Source organism: Salinivibrio sp. VYel1, from assembly GCF_009377945.1.
GTDB lineage: Bacteria > Pseudomonadota > Gammaproteobacteria > Enterobacterales > Vibrionaceae > Salinivibrio > Salinivibrio siamensis.
On sequence record NZ_RSAM01000011.1, the window covers coordinates 128,490 to 144,349 of the forward strand.

General features: G+C 49.8%; 13 protein-coding genes and 9 tRNA genes. 14 read left to right on the top strand and 8 right to left on the bottom strand.

Going from position 1 to position 15,860, the window contains the following annotated elements; all coding sequences use genetic code 11:
- Window positions 1-32: 32 nt before the first annotated feature.
- The 6 genes from EHW58_RS11825 (at window position 33) to EHW58_RS15705 (ending at window position 1,674) form a co-directional block, all read left to right on the top strand.
- Window positions 33-620: a TfoX/Sxy family DNA transformation protein gene (locus EHW58_RS11825; protein WP_077639019.1), complete on the top strand. Its 588-nt coding sequence runs from the start codon at window positions 33-35 to the stop codon at window positions 618-620.
- Between the two features lie 196 nt (window positions 621-816).
- A tRNA-Cys gene (locus EHW58_RS11830) sits at window positions 817-890 on the top strand.
- A gap of 25 nt (window positions 891-915) precedes the next feature.
- Window positions 916-992: transfer RNA gene (locus tag EHW58_RS11835), tRNA-Met, on the top strand.
- A gap of 149 nt (window positions 993-1,141) precedes the next feature.
- Window positions 1,142-1,217: transfer RNA gene (locus tag EHW58_RS11840), tRNA-Gly, on the top strand.
- Between the two features lie 39 nt (window positions 1,218-1,256).
- Window positions 1,257-1,343: transfer RNA gene (locus EHW58_RS11845), tRNA-Leu, on the top strand.
- A 178-nt stretch (window positions 1,344-1,521) separates the two neighbouring features.
- A complete protein-coding gene (locus EHW58_RS15705) occupies window positions 1,522-1,674 on the top strand; it encodes a hypothetical protein (RefSeq protein WP_172969963.1) in 153 nt (50 codons plus the stop codon).
- Here EHW58_RS15705 and EHW58_RS11850 read toward each other — a convergent pair.
- From EHW58_RS11850 to EHW58_RS11880, 7 genes are all read right to left on the bottom strand, one after another.
- A complete protein-coding gene (locus EHW58_RS11850) occupies window positions 1,657-2,301 on the bottom strand; it encodes a Fic family protein (RefSeq protein ID WP_152796637.1) in 645 nt (214 codons plus the stop codon). The two genes, EHW58_RS15705 and EHW58_RS11850, sit on opposite strands and share 18 nt — an antisense overlap.
- A gap of 169 nt (window positions 2,302-2,470) precedes the next feature.
- Window positions 2,471-2,692: a FeoC-like transcriptional regulator gene (locus tag EHW58_RS11855; RefSeq protein ID WP_152796639.1), complete on the bottom strand. Its 222-nt coding sequence runs from the start codon at window positions 2,690-2,692 to the stop codon at window positions 2,471-2,473.
- Window positions 2,643-4,970, bottom strand: coding sequence for a ferrous iron transport protein B (feoB, locus tag EHW58_RS11860; RefSeq protein WP_152796641.1), 2,328 nt, complete (start codon window positions 4,968-4,970; stop codon window positions 2,643-2,645). Before feoB ends, EHW58_RS11855 begins: the two co-directional genes overlap by 50 nt.
- Window positions 4,970-5,197, bottom strand: a complete 228-nt coding sequence (locus tag EHW58_RS11865) for a FeoA family protein (protein ID WP_077772107.1) — start codon at window positions 5,195-5,197, stop codon at window positions 4,970-4,972. Before EHW58_RS11865 ends, feoB begins: the two co-directional genes overlap by 1 nt.
- A 234-nt stretch (window positions 5,198-5,431) precedes the next feature.
- Window positions 5,432-7,819: a Lon protease family protein gene (locus tag EHW58_RS11870; RefSeq protein WP_152796643.1), complete on the bottom strand. Its 2,388-nt coding sequence runs from the start codon at window positions 7,817-7,819 to the stop codon at window positions 5,432-5,434.
- Between the two features lie 174 nt (window positions 7,820-7,993).
- Window positions 7,994-9,004, bottom strand: coding sequence for a low-specificity L-threonine aldolase (ltaE, locus tag EHW58_RS11875; protein ID WP_152796645.1), 1,011 nt, complete (start codon window positions 9,002-9,004; stop codon window positions 7,994-7,996).
- A gap of 169 nt (window positions 9,005-9,173) precedes the next feature.
- On the bottom strand, window positions 9,174-10,217 hold the full coding sequence (locus EHW58_RS11880) for a PotD/PotF family extracellular solute-binding protein (RefSeq protein ID WP_046075456.1): 1,044 nt from the start codon (window positions 10,215-10,217) through the stop codon (window positions 9,174-9,176).
- 298 nt (window positions 10,218-10,515) lie between these two features.
- On the opposite strand from EHW58_RS11880, the gene EHW58_RS11885 reads away from it, so the two are divergent.
- The 3 genes from EHW58_RS11885 to EHW58_RS11895 all read left to right on the top strand — a co-directional run bounded on the left by EHW58_RS11885 (window position 10,516) and on the right by EHW58_RS11895 (window position 13,224).
- Window positions 10,516-11,811 carry an FAD-binding oxidoreductase gene (locus EHW58_RS11885; protein ID WP_152796647.1) on the top strand — a complete coding sequence of 432 codons (1,296 nt, stop codon included), beginning with the start codon at window positions 10,516-10,518 and terminating at the stop codon, window positions 11,809-11,811.
- A 121-nt stretch (window positions 11,812-11,932) separates the two neighbouring features.
- Window positions 11,933-12,541, top strand: a complete 609-nt coding sequence (locus EHW58_RS11890; protein ID WP_152796649.1) for a 2OG-Fe(II) oxygenase — start codon at window positions 11,933-11,935, stop codon at window positions 12,539-12,541.
- Window positions 12,542-12,588: 47 nt separating this feature from the next.
- Entirely contained in the window at window positions 12,589-13,224 is a 636-nt protein-coding gene (locus tag EHW58_RS11895) for an alpha-ketoglutarate-dependent dioxygenase AlkB (protein WP_369795710.1), read from the top strand.
- A gap of 97 nt (window positions 13,225-13,321) precedes the next feature.
- On the opposite strand, the gene EHW58_RS11900 is transcribed toward EHW58_RS11895, so the two are convergent.
- Window positions 13,322-14,830, bottom strand: a complete 1,509-nt coding sequence (locus tag EHW58_RS11900) for a M20/M25/M40 family metallo-hydrolase (protein WP_152796651.1) — start codon at window positions 14,828-14,830, stop codon at window positions 13,322-13,324.
- Between the two features lie 324 nt (window positions 14,831-15,154).
- On the opposite strand from EHW58_RS11900, the gene EHW58_RS11905 reads away from it, so the two are divergent.
- From EHW58_RS11905 to EHW58_RS11925, 5 genes are all read left to right on the top strand, one after another.
- Window positions 15,155-15,228: transfer RNA gene (locus EHW58_RS11905), tRNA-Cys, on the top strand.
- Between the two features lie 28 nt (window positions 15,229-15,256).
- Window positions 15,257-15,333: transfer RNA gene (locus EHW58_RS11910), tRNA-Met, on the top strand.
- Between the two features lie 136 nt (window positions 15,334-15,469).
- Window positions 15,470-15,545: transfer RNA gene (locus EHW58_RS11915), tRNA-Gly, on the top strand.
- 37 nt (window positions 15,546-15,582) lie between these two features.
- Window positions 15,583-15,659 (top strand) — tRNA-Met (locus tag EHW58_RS11920).
- A gap of 37 nt (window positions 15,660-15,696) precedes the next feature.
- Window positions 15,697-15,772: transfer RNA gene (locus tag EHW58_RS11925), tRNA-Gly, on the top strand.
- Window positions 15,773-15,860: the final 88 nt, after the last annotated feature.

Here is a 15,860-nt window from a genome sequence, read left to right on the forward strand (position 1 = left end):
ATTAAAGCGCATTCACTGAAGGAGATAATTGGATGGCGAAGCAATTTAAAGCCCAATTAATGCATTTTCTGGATAGTTATGGGGAGATGGAGCAACGTTCTATGTTTGGTGGCATTGGCTTTTTCTGCCAAGAGGCGATGTTTGTGTTGCTAACCGGAAAGCATGTTTATTTACGAGGAGGAGGCGTGCTAACGGACAAGTTGATTGCCAAAGGTTGTGATAAATTTGTTCATGTAAAGAAAAGTACCTCTGCGGCAGTTAACTATTATGATGTGACCGCACTCTACTTAGGCCATGATCCCGATTTGCCCACGATGGTTGAACAGTCCTTACAGCGTGCGATCAAAGACAAAGCATGGAAAGCATCGGCATCCAGTCTTCGGCTTCGGGATTTACCCAACTTACGATTAACGATTGAAAGAATGCTAAAAAAGTCGGGCGTGAGAGACGTGTCGACGTTCTACAGCATGGCGCCGCAAGAAATGTTTCGTCGGGTGCAAATGACACACGGTAAAGATATCGATATCAATCTACTGTGGAAGCTCGCTGGGGCACAGCAGGGACGTCATTGGGAATTGATTGAAAAAGATGAACGTGAACGGCTGCTCGCCGAGGTATAGGCACACCAATTTTCAAACCTCGCGTAGACACCACCACTTTTTAGGCCTTTTTCGGCCGAAAAAGAGTCGATAGAGTAGTGAAATGTTATGTTTGGATAAATAATCGTCGGTTAGACGCTAAAATGATAATTTTTGCGTGACAGGCGGAAAAACTTATGTAGAATTCAAACCACTTAGCCGAGAGGTGAAGCGCGAGGGCGCGTTGGCAGAGTGGCTATGCAGCGGATTGCAAATCCGTGGACCTCGGTTCGACTCCGGGACGCGCCTCCATGAACTCTGGCTAAAATAATACGGACGCGGGATGGAGCAGTTTGGTAGCTCGTCGGGCTCATAACCCGAAGGTCGGTGGTTCAAATCCGCCTCCCGCAACCAATTTTAGGTTGCTATAGAAGCGCTTTACAATTGATGATAAGTCAATACGACCTTCGGTCGGTGCCGTTGCACGGCGCGAATTGCATTCAGCGTTAAAGCCGCCTCCCGCAACCAGTTTTCCAAGCGTTACTTAACGTTTGAATAAATAAGCGACATTAGCTCAGCTGGTAGAGCGCGACCTTGCCAAGGTCGAGGTCACGAGTTCGAACCTCGTATGTCGCTCCAAACATAAAACAGTGGCGTAAGCGACTGAAAAGATTGTGTGCCCTGGTGGTGGAATTGGTAGACACAAGGGATTTAAAATCCCTCGGCGTTCGCGCTGTGCCGGTTCAAGTCCGGCCCGGGGCACCATTAATAAGCAAGACGGCGACCTTAAGGGTCGCTGTTTTTGTATGTCTTTTCCTTGTTCAGTGCGTACGTTGTGCTTCACAATTTTGAAGAAAACAGACAGGTATCTGCGTTGAATTAACGCTATTTTTTGACTAAAATTTAATCAATGATGACCAGAGTGACTGTGAAAAGGCGATTGATGCAGAAAAAAACAAAAAAGGTGACGACGGCGATGATAACGCGTGCGGTAGCAAGCTCGACCGCGATTGAGACGCAAGCATCAACCGAAGAAGTGGAGGCAAGGCTTAAAGCGAGCAGGCAGAAATATCAAAACTTAGCGCTCGCTGATTGAGAGAGATGAAAATGTGAGGGGTAAAATGTCGTTAATCAGCCGCTCCATGTGCTGGTAGTCATGCCCGACACCAGCTTGAATTGCCGCAATGTAAAAGTCTTTGTTTTCTTCCCAAAGTCGATAGTCCAACAATCCTAAGCCCGCCTGTTGGCACAGCACATCAATGAGTAAACGCGATATTCGTCCATTTCCTTCTCGAAATGGGTGAATAAGAATGAACTCAACGTGACTTTGTGCAAGGTAACGAATGAGCGTCGCGCGCGGCATTACCGATATCCCCGCGTACTGGTTGAGAAAGACGCTTTCAAAATGCTGCAAACAGGCCCCTATCTGCTTGGGGGAAGTAAAACGAAACCCACCTTTACTCAGCTCAACATTCCTCACCTGACCGGCCCATGGGTAAACATTGCCCAGCCATTGTCGATGCCAGCTGGCGAGGGTGCTAACCCTTAATTGGCGTGGGAAATGGCCGCCGGTGAACACACGTTCGTAAAGCTTCGCAAGTAAGACAGCTTCAATGTCTTCCATTTTGGTGGGATCAGTCACCCCCATGTGGTTTTTGAGGACGCGTTCGTTAGAGCCCGGTTGGTATTGTGCCTCACTGGATTGTGTTTGATAGCGGCTCATGGCTTCTCCCTCTACATCGACTCCTTTGATTTTAGTTCAGAGACGTGTGTAAGGGCGCAAGGCGATAAATGCGATGTGTGATCGTCGAATGGATAAGGTGAGTCACGGAGTCTGTTGATCAACAAGGCAACGCTAAGGCTGCCTTGTGATCATCACGCGGTTAGGAGGGCTAAATCATGCTAAAGCATTGTATTTCATTCTGGTGTGCCAAACGGTAGTGGATATCTTGCGGATCCTTACGCCCCGATTGTCGAATAATCACCCCGCGTTTGACCCAGGTCGCCATCATCGCTTCAATACCGTCTGGGCTTATCCCATACTGGTTGGCGAGGTCTGTGCGACTAATGACACCCGCCTGACTGACACTGGCTTTGAGCTTTTGCAGGATCATAATAGGTCTCCTTAAACCAATGGGGATGTTTGCCGACGTAGCGCATGAGTGCCACCACGACAATCAGTAAGGCACAAAGGCCAGTGATGTAGAGTGTGGCTGGCGTGGTGGCGACACTCAACTGACTGAATTGGTAGCATAACGTGGCACCGCTTACCGCGAGCAGCATTGACCAGCTCGCCACAAACAGGGCAAATCGCCGACCAAACTCGCGTGTGTAGGCGCCCAGAGCGGCAACACATGGGGTGTATAGTAGGATAACAATGAGATAGGCCATCACGCTGGCGGTGCTAGTGAATTGACGATGCAGATTATCAAACGTTGTCATACTGACTTCTTGCGCTTGTGCGGCGGCCTCGGTGTTTTCAATCTCACCGACATCGATAGCCAATGGATCGGTATAATCAATGCCAAATAAGTTTTCAGGAATGCTCTGGACCGCTTCGACCAGCGCTTCTCCGAGTGTGGTCTCTTCTTCGGCTTCTTCGCTTGGCGCATAAAGGTTATTCAAGGTGCCGACGACGGCCTCTTTGGCAAATAGCCCGGTCACCAACCCGACGGTAGCAGGCCAATTATCCTCTTCAATCCCGATAGGTGATAGGGCCGGCGTGATCACTTGTGCGGTTTTCGAAAGGACGGAGGACTCGCTGTCTTCGTGTCCGAACGATCCATCGGTGCCTAACGAGTTGAAGAAGGTCAGAATCGTCACCACGATAACAATGGTTTTACCTGCACCAAGGACAAACCGACGCAGTTTTTGCCACGTGTTGTTCATCACATGGCGTACGCGCGGCAGCTCGTAGTCAGGGAGTGTCATCAGTAGGCTTTCACTATGCCCTGGATAAAGGGTGTGACGCAGTATCAGGCCGGTGATTATCGCAGCGACAATGCCAAGCAAGTAGAGGCCGAAAACAAGGTTTTGTCCGTTTTGCGGGAAAAACGCCGCGGCGAAGAGGGCGTATACAGGCAGGCGAGCGCCACAGGACATAAACGTTGCCATCGCGGCCGCGGTTTTGCGCTCGTGAATCTGTTCTAATGTGCGCGTTGCCATCACAGCGGGGACGGTGCACCCAAAGCCGAGGATTAAGGGAACAAAGGCTTTGCCCGGCAACCCCATTTTTTGCATTAAACCGTCTAATAAAAAGGCGGCACGTGCCATGTAGCCTGTGCTTTCTAATACCGTTAGAAATAGGTACAAGCCTGCAATAACAGGAATAAAGGTCGCAACGGTTTGAATGCCTCCTCCGAGGCCATCGGCGAGAATAGTGACAATCGCCGCTGGCAGTACGCCGTCAAGAAGCTGGTGGGTGCCATCTACCAGTATCGCGCCGGCGGCAATATCGAAAAAGTCGATAAAGGCGCCGCCAATGTTGATGGCAAACACAAACATCGCATAGAGGACGGCGAGCAAAATGGGCAGTGATAAGAAGGGGTTGAGAATGATCTTGTCTAGCTTCTCGGTATTATTGCGACTGAGATGACGAAGCTCGCGGCGAGCCTGGTGAACCATGTCACGAATCGCACTGTAGCGTGTATCAGCAATGACGATGTCAGTGTCTAAGTCTGAAAGGGCTTGGTTTGCCATCGTAAACTGCTGCTGGTCAGCATCGGTACTACCATCAGGCAAGCGTCCCCGCTCTAAGCATTCGAGCAAGTGCGCACGTTGATTCACTTGTGCCGCGGCGGAATGAAGAAAACCGGCGCCAAGCTGGTTTTGAATCCAGTTTTCTAATGGCGCACCGTAGTTCAGGTACATTGCCTCACATACGGGTAAATGGGTGGTCAGGTGGGCGAGCTGGTGACGCAGAGTGTCCACCGTCGCCTGTTGGCACGCGGTGACCGTGAGTACAGGACAGCCCAGCATCGTTTGTAATTTAGCGGTGTCGAGTTGTTGACCATTACGATCAAGCAAATCCATTTTGTTAATCACCACCACCATAGGGACACCGCGTTCACGCAGTTGAAGGGTGAGGTAGAGTCCGCGCTCTAGGCAATTGGCATCTAAGACATTAATAATAAAATCATTTACACCGCTATCGATGGCGTAAGTGGCAATTTGCTCATCAATACTGGCGTCAAAGCCTGCGTTTAGCGCATAAAAGCCGGGTAAATCTGTGATGTGACAGTCGTTATGCGCCAGAGAGAGCGTACCGACTTTTTTGTCGACAGTAACGCCAGCCCAATTTCCGACTTTCTGCTGTGAGCCGGTGAGCGCATTAAATAAGGTGGTTTTCCCGCAGTTTGGGTTGCCTGCGAGTACAATGCGGCGTGAGCTCATCAGAGTACCTCCACGTCAATCAGTTTGGCGACGTCACGACGCACGATCAGTTGTTCACTGTCGAGGCGGATCTGAAGTGGATCACCCAATGGCGCGCGCCTGACAAGCTCAACGCCTGTGCCTGGAATCACGCCCATGACCGCGAGACGATGACGAACAGACGCGGGCACATGATGGACACTGGTAATACGCGCGGATTGGCCGCGACCAAGTGTGGACAGTTTCATAATGCGAGACTCAAATAAGAATGGTTTGCATTGGATATTACGCGTAAATTTCACGTTGTTTTTTGCGTCGGATCAAGCAATTTTTAATGAGCACCGTGTCCTGAAAAAAGGACGATGACGCGAAAAGAGACAAAAAAGGGGAAAGTGGTCGATAAAAATTAAAAAAGGGCGGTTAAATGTGTAAGAAATTATTTCACTCCCTGGCAGGTTAGTCGCCAGGGAGTGAGTGAGTAACTAATGCGAATGAGGAGGCGATGGCTCTTTTTGTGCTTGACGCTGACGGTTCAGCTTGTCGATGGCGACCTCTAACAGCCCTGATGTTTCCGTATGGTCAGGGCCAAAACCGGCAGCCTGATCCGCCAATAAAGCAAGTGCGTCACTGACATGCGAGACGGCGTAGACGTGAAACTCACCTTTTTCGACCGCCAACACCACGTCTTTACGTAACATCAGGTTTTGAATATTGGCTTCTGGGATGATCACCCCTTGAGTGCTATTCGGACCTTTGAGCGTACACACATCAAAAAAGCCTTCGATTTTTTCATTGACCCCGCCAATAGGCTGCGCCTCACCAAACTGGTTCATCGAGCCCGTAATGGCAATATCTTGACGAAGGGGCGCCTCGGTAATGGCGGAGAAAATCGCGCAAAACTCCGCCATTGAGGCGCTGTCGCCATCGACCCCGCCATAGGATTGCTCAAACGTAAGATGGGTTTTAAGTGGAATGGTGTCCGTTTTACCCAATAAACTTGCCAGGTATGCTGACAAGATCATCACACCTTTGGAGTGAATACGGCCGCCGAGTTTCACACTTCGCTCGATATCCAGCACTTCTCCTTCCCCAAACGCCGTGGTCGCGGTGATACGGTTGGGTAAGCCAAAGCTGTAATCCGATGTACTCAGCACCGAAAGGCCATTGATTTGACCAAGTGCCGTGCCATGCGTGTTGATAAGTGTGACGCCGTTTTCCACATTCTGCATCATGCTGTCACGCAATCGACTGACGCGCATATTGCGGCTGGCGAGGGCTTTTTCTACATGCAGGGCACCAATACTGTTTGCTTTGGCGTGGTGGGCCCAATAATTAGATTCACGCAATAGGTTGGCAATATCAGCGGAGTGTAGTGATAAACGATTTTGATCGTCAGCTTGGCGAGCACTGTGCTCAATAATACGCGCAATGGCACTGCGACTGCAGTGAAGAAGATGACTGTCATGAATAATGCTTGAAATGAACTTGGCGTATTGTTGCTCGGTGCTCTCAGTGCGCGGCATGTCATCTTCAAAGTCGGCGGTGACCCGAAACAGCTCAATAAACTCCGCATCGTAACGTTGGAGTAGCTGATAGGTTTGATAGTCGCCAAACAAAATGATCTTAACATCCAGAGGAATCGGCGCCGGATCGAGAGACACAGTCCCGCTTAGGGTCACTTCTCGCTCTAAGGCGCTAACACTTAACTGGCGGCTACTGAGGGCCCGCTTGATGCCATCCCACACATAAGGCTTCTCAAGGACTTTAATCGCATCCATCAGCAACACGCCGCCATTGGCGCGGTGAAGGCTCCCTGAACGAATCAATGAAAAGTCGGTAAACACCGTGCCTTTAAACGTGGCATTCTCAACATAACCGAACAGGTTGTGATAACTAGGGCTATCCTCAACCACGATCGGCGCTTGTGCGTCATTCTGACTGACTAACACATTGACTTGGTAGCGGCGAGGGAGTTTTTTATCCAGCGCCGCATACGCGAGTGCGGCTTGCTCCTCACTGTCTTCAAGGAAAATATCGAGGTGCTCAAGCATGTCAGCTTGCATGGCGTCTAAAAAGGTTAAAATGTCAGGCAAGTCAGCAAAGTTTTTCTTAAGCGGCGCCATTTGCGTGGCGATGACTTCTTGGGCGATATCCTCATCCAAGGCTTTTTGTTTTTCCGCGTACTCAGACTCCCATTCGCCAAGTTGGCGAACAATACCGCGCAGTTCCGTCTCTAGTTTATCGATGACTTTGCCAAAGGCCATCTGCTCGTCGTGTGAGAGGGCGTCAAAGGTCTCCTCGGTATGAGGCTCCTCGCCGTTTAGTGCTACAAATTGGTAATCACCTTGAGGGGTGATGGTCAAACTCACATTGTTTTTTTCTGCTGTTTCACTTAATCCCTGAAGGACGCTTTGTTGGCGCTCAGTAAGCTGGTTTTTCAGTGTTTCAGCACGCTGGTAATACATTTCGTTGTCAAATGCCATGGGCAGGGCGTTGGCCAGTTTGCCCATCAGTTGCTCAATATGCTTTTTGAGTTCACTGCCTTTACCCGCAGGCAGCTTCAATACTTCTGGGGAGCGCGCTTCATGAAAATTAGCGACGTAACACCAGTCATAAACCGGTGACTCACTTTGCCAGTGTTGGTTGAGGTAGCGCATCATCATGGTGCGTTTTCCAAGTCCATTTTGGCCAATGGCATAGATGTTATAGCCTTTCTCTTTGATGGACATGGCGAACTCAACCGCGTGACGGGCACGATCTTGACCCACAATCTCGTCGAGTGGCGCAAGGTGTTTGGTTGAAGTGATGTCACTGTGCTTTAAACTGGACTCACGGTATAAACGATCGCTTGTTAGCGGAGTGATAGCCATAGCGCTTCCCATATTGGCATTTTGTCGGTGATGACTTTCAGTGTAGCGGCTGTAAGTGATTGTTTTAGTGACCTTGGTGGAGAAAGCTGGGATGGGATCACAATTTTGCTTTGCCTGGTGGTTTTATGTACAAATCGGGCCGTTGGGCCCGGTACGATTGTGCGTTGGAACGGCTTAGTGAGATCCCTTTATCGCGGCGATCAGGGTATCGATATCTGCGCGGCAGATGTCTTTATGTGTCACCAAACGGGCAGGATTGCCGGACAGAGAGACGCGGATCTCCTTTTCCATCAGTCGCATTTGCAGGCGTGTACGATTGATTGTTTCGGCCACATCGACATAAACAATGTTGGTTTGCACAGGATAGTCGCTGGTGGAAAAGCCGTTCAGTTTTTCCAACTCACTGGCAAGGTAATGCGCATTAGCGTGATCCTCTGTCAAGCGTTCCACGTTTTCGGTGAGTGCTTTATAGCCGGCAACGGCCAATATGCCCGCTTGACGCATGCCGCCACCTAACATTTTACGAAGACGACGGGCTTTGTGAATCAGGGCTTTCGAGCCGAGTAGCAGTGAGCCGACAGGAGCGCCTAACCCTTTGGATAGACAAATCGTCATCGAGTCAAAGTGACAACTGATCGCCTTGATGTCCACCTCCAGTGCGACAGCCGCGTTGTAAACCCTGGCGCCATCAAGATGTAGCTGCAGTTGATGTTGGTCGCAAAATGTTCGCGCCTTGGCTAAATAAGACAAAGGTAACACTTTGCCACCTATGGTGTTTTCCAAGCTGAGCAGCTTAGTACGGGCAAAATGAAAGTCATCGGGCTTGATAGCTGTGGCGATTTTATCGAAAGACAAGGTCCCATCTGACTCATTCTCAATGGGTTGTGGCTGAATCGAGCCCAACACAGCAGCACCGCCTGCTTCGTATTTGTAATTGTGCGCTTGCTGACCACACAAATACTCATCACCGCGCTCGCAATGCGCCATCAGGGCCAATAAATTGGCTTGGGTACCCGAGGCGGTAAAGAGTGCGGCTTCAAAACCATGTCGTTCAGCCGCCCATGTTTCCAGCGCGTTAATGCTCGGGTCGTCGCCATACACATCATCGCCCACAGGGGCGTTAGCCATGGCGTCTCGCATGGCAGCATCGGGCTGGGTCACGGTGTCAGAGCGAAAGTCAATCATGGGGTAACGTCCTTGTCGTCAGTTATTTAAGTGGGTGATGCGCGTTTACGTCTGAGCATAGCAAAAACCCATTGACTAAAAATAGTGACAAATGTGGGTTATTGACTTGGAAAACAAAAAAGGCCTCCGATGAGGCCTTGGTACAGATTGTTATCACAGATGCGCGCGATTAGCTTTTCAACATCTGCCAGTACTTTTGATAGATTTTCACCGCTTCACCGACATCATTGGTGAATTCACCTTTATTAACTGCTTCATCGGATGGGAAGATGGTGCTGTTCTCTTTTAGCTCGGCCTCTAAGTACTCAGCCGCGTTGGTGTTCGGGGCTGGATAGCCAAATTCTTCCACCAATTTCGCCTGATTCTCAGGACGATACATAAAATCGATAAACTGGTGTGCCAAGGTCTTGTGTTCTGCGTTTTTTGGGATGATAAAATTATCCATCCATAAGATCGCCCCTTCCTGTGGGTAGACGAACTCAATGCCTTCGATTTCTTGTTGCGCCATGTAAGCATTGCCGTTCCATTGTTGGCCAATGCTCACTTCACCGGTGACAAACGGCACATGCGGCGCATCAGAGTTGTACACGACCACGTTATCGCGTAACTCACGTAGGTATTCATAGGCTTGTTTAATTTCAGCCTCTTCGGTGCTGTTAATGCTATGACCTTGCGCTTTCAACGCCATGCCAAACACATCACGCACATCATTCAATAGCATGACTTGGCCGTTGAAGTCGTCACGCCATAAGTCAGCCCACTTGGCCACTTTACTGCCATCGACGTAATCACTGTTGTAGCTAATGCCAGTCACACCAAACACATACGGCAGCGAATAGTCATTGTTTTTGTCAAAAGGTTGACCCAGTAGGCCTGGGCGCAATTGATTAAAATGGCTAATTTGGCTCTTATCAATTTTGGCGAGCATCTCTTCATTGACCATTCGCTCAATGAAATAGGTTGAGGCAAACGCCAGATCGTAGCCTTCGCTATTTAGGAGTTTAAGCTTGGCATACATGGCTTCATTACTCTCAAAGGTGGAGTAATTCACGTCGACTTGATACTCCTCTTCGAACGCTTCAATCACGTCCATTGGCATGTATTCTGCCCAGTTGTAGAGGTTGAGTACCTTATCGTCTGCATGAACGCCGCTTGCAAAGATTGCTGAAAGCGCAAGTGTCGTGGCGGTGATTCCGTGAGAAATTTTTTTCATTGTCATGATCCTTCAATGGCTTACTGGCCGAGTACACGTCGAGCGCATCATATTGTACTTGACCTTAGTGTCAACGAGTTTTTTACCAACCTGGATAAAGTGCAATACCTTGCTAACGTTAGCATAACCGTCGCCATCTCCCCCAAATGGTCGGGTAAAGTGATGAGAATAAGGGCTTGCCAGAAAGGGAGGACGGTGCCAGTATTTGCGGCCTTTGAGAGTGTGTTGGCGCTAAGCCATAGTGCTTGTCTTTTTTTACTACCTTTTCTTTTTAATACTAAGAGTAACCATTGAGAGCATGGTCAAAACGGTTCGACCTGATAATAACTTCAACGCGGCGACAAATTACTACGTCGCCAGCCAAAACCAAACGCTGTCATTTCCTGCTTTGGCAGGCACACAAGAGGCAGATGTGTGTATCATTGGAGCAGGTTTAACGGGCCTGAATGCCGCCATTGAATTGCGACAGCGTGGCTACAGTGTCACCGTTATAGATGCGCGAACGGTGGCGTGGGGAGGGTCTGGCCGGAATGGTGGCCAATGCCTCGTGGGATATTGCCTTGGGCTGAGAGAAGTTGACGAAACCTATGGGCAAGCTTGGGGCAAACAGTTATGGGACTTGTCGGTTGAAGCCGTTGATATTGTGCGTGAGCGTATCCAGCATCACCAGATTGACTGTGACTTTCAACCCGGCTATATCGAGCTTGCCTTAAATTCCGCGCAGCAAAAGGAGCTGCAAAGCTGGCATGCATTAAAGCAAGGACGTTATCAGTATCCTGATGCCCAGTGGTGGGATAAAGCGCAAGTGGCAGATGTTGCAAATACTGACCGCTATCTAGGCGGATTATACGATCCCAATAGTGCGCACATTCACACGTTAAACTACACGCTAGGCCTCGCTCGTGCCGCGGCGCAAATGGGTGTGAAAATTTATGAGCACACCCCTGCTACACGTTTGGTTAAGGGGCAACTTCATGCGGTGATCACGCCTCAAGGTCGAGTGAATACACCTCGAGTTTTACTTGCTTGTAACGCCTATCTAGAGGGGTTACACCGCCAAGCGCAAGCCAAGGTTCTTCCCGTTGCCTCGTTTATTGCGGTTACCGAACCGCTCGGGGAGCGCATGCCAATTACTAATCGCATGGCGATGTCGGATCTCAACAACTGTTTAGATTATTTCCGCCCGACGGCAGAGGGGCGCTTGTTGTTTGGTGGTGTCAATCATCCCTTTAATCGAGAATATAAGGATTCGACCCAGCGTCTCCACCGGCGGATGACTAAGGTTTTCCCTCAACTGGCCCAGGTAAAAATGGACTATCATTGGGGCGGGATGTTTGCCGTGACCCGCAGTTACATGCCGCACATTGCGCATCTTGGCAATGATATATATACCGCACATGGTTATACGGGGCATGGCGTTGGATTAACCAATATTGCGGGGCGAGTGGTTGCAGAGGCCATCGATGGCCAAGCCAGTCGCTTTGATGTGTTTGCTCGTCTAAAGCATGGCTGGATCCCCACGCCAAAAATGCTACGTAGCCCAGCGCTCGCGCTTGCGATTTGGAAAGCAAAACTCGAGGATTTACTCCGTTGATATCTTGAAAGGAAATAACGTTATCGATTAGGTTTGCTTATGGTTACGATAAATAACACATGTTGTCCTGCCCGTTAAACGCAGTAAGGTAGCGTCTCTATTCCTAGGCGGAGACAAGTGTTTGAGCAACCTGGCTATCATCGATGATATTGCGACGCATGGACTCAGTGTGTGTGACGGATTTTTGTCAGCGCAAGAGGTGCATGACTTGCACACATGCCTACCGGCCCAATGGTCGCAAGCCACCATTGGGCGCGAACAAAAACAGCACACCAATACGCAAATTCGCCGGGATAAAATTCACTGGCTAGAACGAGGGAGCCAGCCTGCCGTGGATGCATTATTAGCAAAAATGGCCGATCTTCAGCAGGCATTCAATCGTCACCTTTTTTTGGGGCTGTTTGAATATGAAGCGCATTTTGCCAAGTACAACCCCGGCGACTTTTATGCCAAGCATTATGATGCCTTCGAAGGACGGTCAAACCGTAAGGTGACCACCGTGTTGTATCTCAATGAAGACTGGTCTGAACAAGACGGGGGCGAAATCGTCATTTACAACCCTGACGGTAGCCATCGGCAAACCCTATGGCCGAAAGCGGGACGATTGGTGACGTTTTTATCCGAAGCTTTCCCTCATGAAGTGCTTCCAGCCAAAAGGCAGCGTTTTAGTATTGCAGGTTGGTATCGACTGAATGGTATGAGCGGTCAGCGAGTTGATCCAATCCGCTAACGGCAGCCATACTCACTGTCTAACAGTATTGAACAAGGCAGTGTTATATGGCTCGCCCTCCCGAGCAGCAAAGTTTCTTTTCTGATGCGGCATTTGATAGCCACCCGATCACTGATATGCCTGATGCTCAGGTAGACTGGTGGCCGAAGTGGTTGTCAGTGGGCTGTGCTGACACATTGTTTTCAACCTTACTTGCACAAACGCCGTGGCAACAATTGCCGATTTCGTTGTTTGGCCGCACCGTGATGCAGCCACGTCTATTGGCATGGTATGGTGATCATCCTTATACCTACAGTGGGCTAACGCTTCAGCCGCTGCCTTGGACTCACCCTTTGCGCCAACTCAAAGGCTGGGTAGAGGCGCAGTGCCAGACCCCCTTTAACACTGTCCTGTTAAATCGTTATCGTAGCGGCAGCGATTACATGGGATGGCACCGAGATGATGAGTCCGAGCTGGGAGAGCAACCTACGATTGCCTCTGTCAGCTTGGGCGCGAGCCGCCGTTTTCTCTTTCGTCATCCTAAGCGGCAAGAAAAGCGAGAGGTTTTATTGAATCACGGATCCTTGTTGGTGATGAGAGGTACAACCCAAACTCATTGGCAGCACAGTTTGCCGAAAACACAAAAGCCGACGAGCGAGCGAATCAACTTAACATTTCGCTTCCTTACCCCCTCTGACAAATAGGGCGCCACGCGGACGCCTTTCAATCACGGTGGCTCAAAAAGTTGATAAGAAGGCGAGCCGATGGGTCGCTCGCCGTTACCTATTTGAGCGATTGTGGTTATTCAACAATCAAGCTGACGTCTTGGTAATCCCTATAGCCCCGAAGCAAGACTGAAAACTCACCTGGCGATGCGCCATCAAACCGGCAGATTTCGTTATTTCCGCCTTGATAGGGGCGACAATCCCAGTTATCAGCGCTAACTTGACCACCTTGTTTGACATAAAGGTCCACATCGCCTGTACCGCCGTAGGTGCGGATGACAACATCACTGGTGGTCTCTAACTGGTAGCGATAGGTGCGCTCGCTGTCACGATCCCCTGATATGTTGTTGATAGGCTGCCCAAGTTTGAGTTGATTACCCGGATTAGGCTGCGAGTCTGCGTTGGCTAGCTCTACCGTATAAGCAAGGCCTAGCTTAGTGAATTTGGTTGCATGACGTCCTTCGCTATCACTGTTGGCGAGTGTGTCGCGAGGGGTATGAATATTGGGATTGTAGTCATTGAATTTTGCTTCGAACGGCATGGCTGCAGGATAGCCTGCTTGATGCCAAGACGCGTGGTCGGAGCACGCATATCCGCATGTATCAAAGCCATAGCTAAGTGTAGGCAAATAGGTATCGAGTAATTGAGTGAGATACTGGGTGAGCCCGCTATCGGTATAATCGGTAATAAAGATAATATCTTCTGCTGAGCCTTGGTAGTTGGTCATATCAAGCTGCAACACGCCACGTACATCTTTGCCTTGTTGTTTAAATTGGTTAGCAATAGCTTGCGAGCCACGGAGTCCAACTTCTTCGGCGGCATAAGCGACAAAGGCGATACTGCGTTTGGGTTGAAAGTCATTCTGCGATAAAACACGGATGATCTCTGTCACTGACGCAATCCCGGAGGCATCGTCATCGGCGCCAGGAGCGATACTTTGCTCGTCTGTGCGTGCACCAATGGTGGAATCGAGATGCCCACCAATCACAACCCACTCATCAGGGCTTTCTGCGCCTTCGATAGTCATCATCACCGACGCTTGGTTATAACCACTGTGCGACACTTGAGAGATTGTCACACCGTTTAATCCCTGAGCGAGTGATTGCCAGCGTGCTTTTATCCAATCGGATGCTTGTGCGCCCGATGTCGTGGTGTAGAAGCGGTTGGGAAAGTCGGTCAGGCGATCGATGGTATTCACGATTAAACTTGATTGAATTTGGTCCAGCCAAGGTGTCACGAGCGCCTGCTGCTTGATAGCTGGTGGTGTAAAGCTTGCGCGGGACACCGGCATATTGCTGGCTGCCATGGCACTTTGTGCTGAGGTGTGCACGATGTAGCCACCACAGCGGTGGTGATTTTCATGCATCTCATGAGACAGCGCGGCCAGTTGCGATTCACTGACTTCACCTACCCATGCTTTGCCATTGCTTGCAACAGCGTGTGACAACATCGGTCTGGCGCCAGCGTGACGTGCCGTTTGTTGCGCATCAGCGCCAATGGAAATCCAGACTTTATCGTCGCCTTGACCCGCGTGAGCAAAGTTGGTGGCCAGCACGAGCGCGAGCATTGTCATTTTGTATTTCATGTTTCCTCCTTGATTTGAATAGTGTCGCATTACTCCTTGCAACCCATTCACTGTAGAGGAAAAAGACATGTTGTTTAAAAATTAAGACAGACACATTGCGGACATAAAACTTGTCACAAAATTGTTAATAAGAGATAAAATGAAGATGAAACAGGGAGTGAAGAATAAAAAGGCAAACCATGCTGAAAAGATCCGCAAACTGGGTGGATTTTGATGTTTTCGTTTGCAAAACAGGCAGGTGACACTTTTTTTAAATAATAAGTGTTGACTCGATCACGTTAATCCGTAGAATGCCTCCCCGTACTCAAGAGGCAGCAGCGTTAAGGCGCGTTGGCAGAGTGGCTATGCAGCGGATTGCAAATCCGTGGACCTCGGTTCGACTCCGGGACGCGCCTCCATGTTTCTCTTAGTGCAGTAAAATTCGGACGCGGGATGGAGCAGTTTGGTAGCTCGTCGGGCTCATAACCCGAAGGTCGGTGGTTCAAATCCGCCTCCCGCAACCAATTTTAGGTTGCTGAAGAAGCACTTAACGATTGATCATAAGTCAATACGACCTTCGGTCGGTGCCGTTGCACGGCGCGTTAAATCCGCCTCCCGCAACCAATTTACACAGGGTCATGCAACGCTTAATTGCATAAGGCGACATTAGCTCAGCTGGTAGAGCGCGACCTTGCCAAGGTCGAGGTCACGAGTTCGAACCTCGTATGTCGCTCCAAGTTTTGCCCACATCAAGCAACAATTGATGTTACGGACGCGGGATGGAGCAGTTTGGTAGCTCGTCGGGCTCATAACCCGAAGGTCGGTGGTTCAAATCCGCCTCCCGCAACCAATTTTACACAGCGTCATGCAACGCTTAATTGCATAAGGCGACATTAGCTCAGCTGGTAGAGCGCGACCTTGCCAAGGTCGAGGTCACGAGTTCGAACCTCGTATGTCGCTCCAAGTTTTGCCCACATCAAGCAACAATTGATGTTACGGACGCGGGATGGAGCAGTTTGGTAGCTCGTCGGGCTCATAACCCGAAGGTCGG

Excerpts from the sequence above, each read along its gene's own strand:
- EHW58_RS11825 (WP_077639019.1), top strand. The coding sequence starts at position 33 with ATGGCGAAGCAATTTAAAGCCCAATTAATGCATTTTCTGGATAGTTAT.
- EHW58_RS15705 (WP_172969963.1), top strand. The coding sequence starts at position 1,522 with ATGCAGAAAAAAACAAAAAAGGTGACGACGGCGATGATAACGCGTGCG.
- EHW58_RS11850 (WP_152796637.1), bottom strand. The coding sequence starts at position 2,301 with ATGAGCCGCTATCAAACACAATCCAGTGAGGCACAATACCAACCGGGC.
- EHW58_RS11855 (WP_152796639.1), bottom strand. The coding sequence starts at position 2,692 with ATGATCCTGCAAAAGCTCAAAGCCAGTGTCAGTCAGGCGGGTGTCATT.
- feoB (WP_152796641.1), bottom strand. The coding sequence starts at position 4,970 with ATGAGCTCACGCCGCATTGTACTCGCAGGCAACCCAAACTGCGGGAAA.
- EHW58_RS11865 (WP_077772107.1), bottom strand. The coding sequence starts at position 5,197 with ATGAAACTGTCCACACTTGGTCGCGGCCAATCCGCGCGTATTACCAGT.
- EHW58_RS11870 (WP_152796643.1), bottom strand. The coding sequence starts at position 7,819 with ATGGCTATCACTCCGCTAACAAGCGATCGTTTATACCGTGAGTCCAGT.
- ltaE (WP_152796645.1), bottom strand. The coding sequence starts at position 9,004 with ATGATTGACTTTCGCTCTGACACCGTGACCCAGCCCGATGCTGCCATG.
- EHW58_RS11880 (WP_046075456.1), bottom strand. The coding sequence starts at position 10,217 with ATGAAAAAAATTTCTCACGGAATCACCGCCACGACACTTGCGCTTTCA.
- EHW58_RS11885 (WP_152796647.1), top strand. The coding sequence starts at position 10,516 with ATGGTCAAAACGGTTCGACCTGATAATAACTTCAACGCGGCGACAAAT.
- EHW58_RS11895 (WP_369795710.1), top strand. The coding sequence starts at position 12,589 with ATGGCTCGCCCTCCCGAGCAGCAAAGTTTCTTTTCTGATGCGGCATTT.
- EHW58_RS11900 (WP_152796651.1), bottom strand. The coding sequence starts at position 14,830 with ATGAAATACAAAATGACAATGCTCGCGCTCGTGCTGGCCACCAACTTT.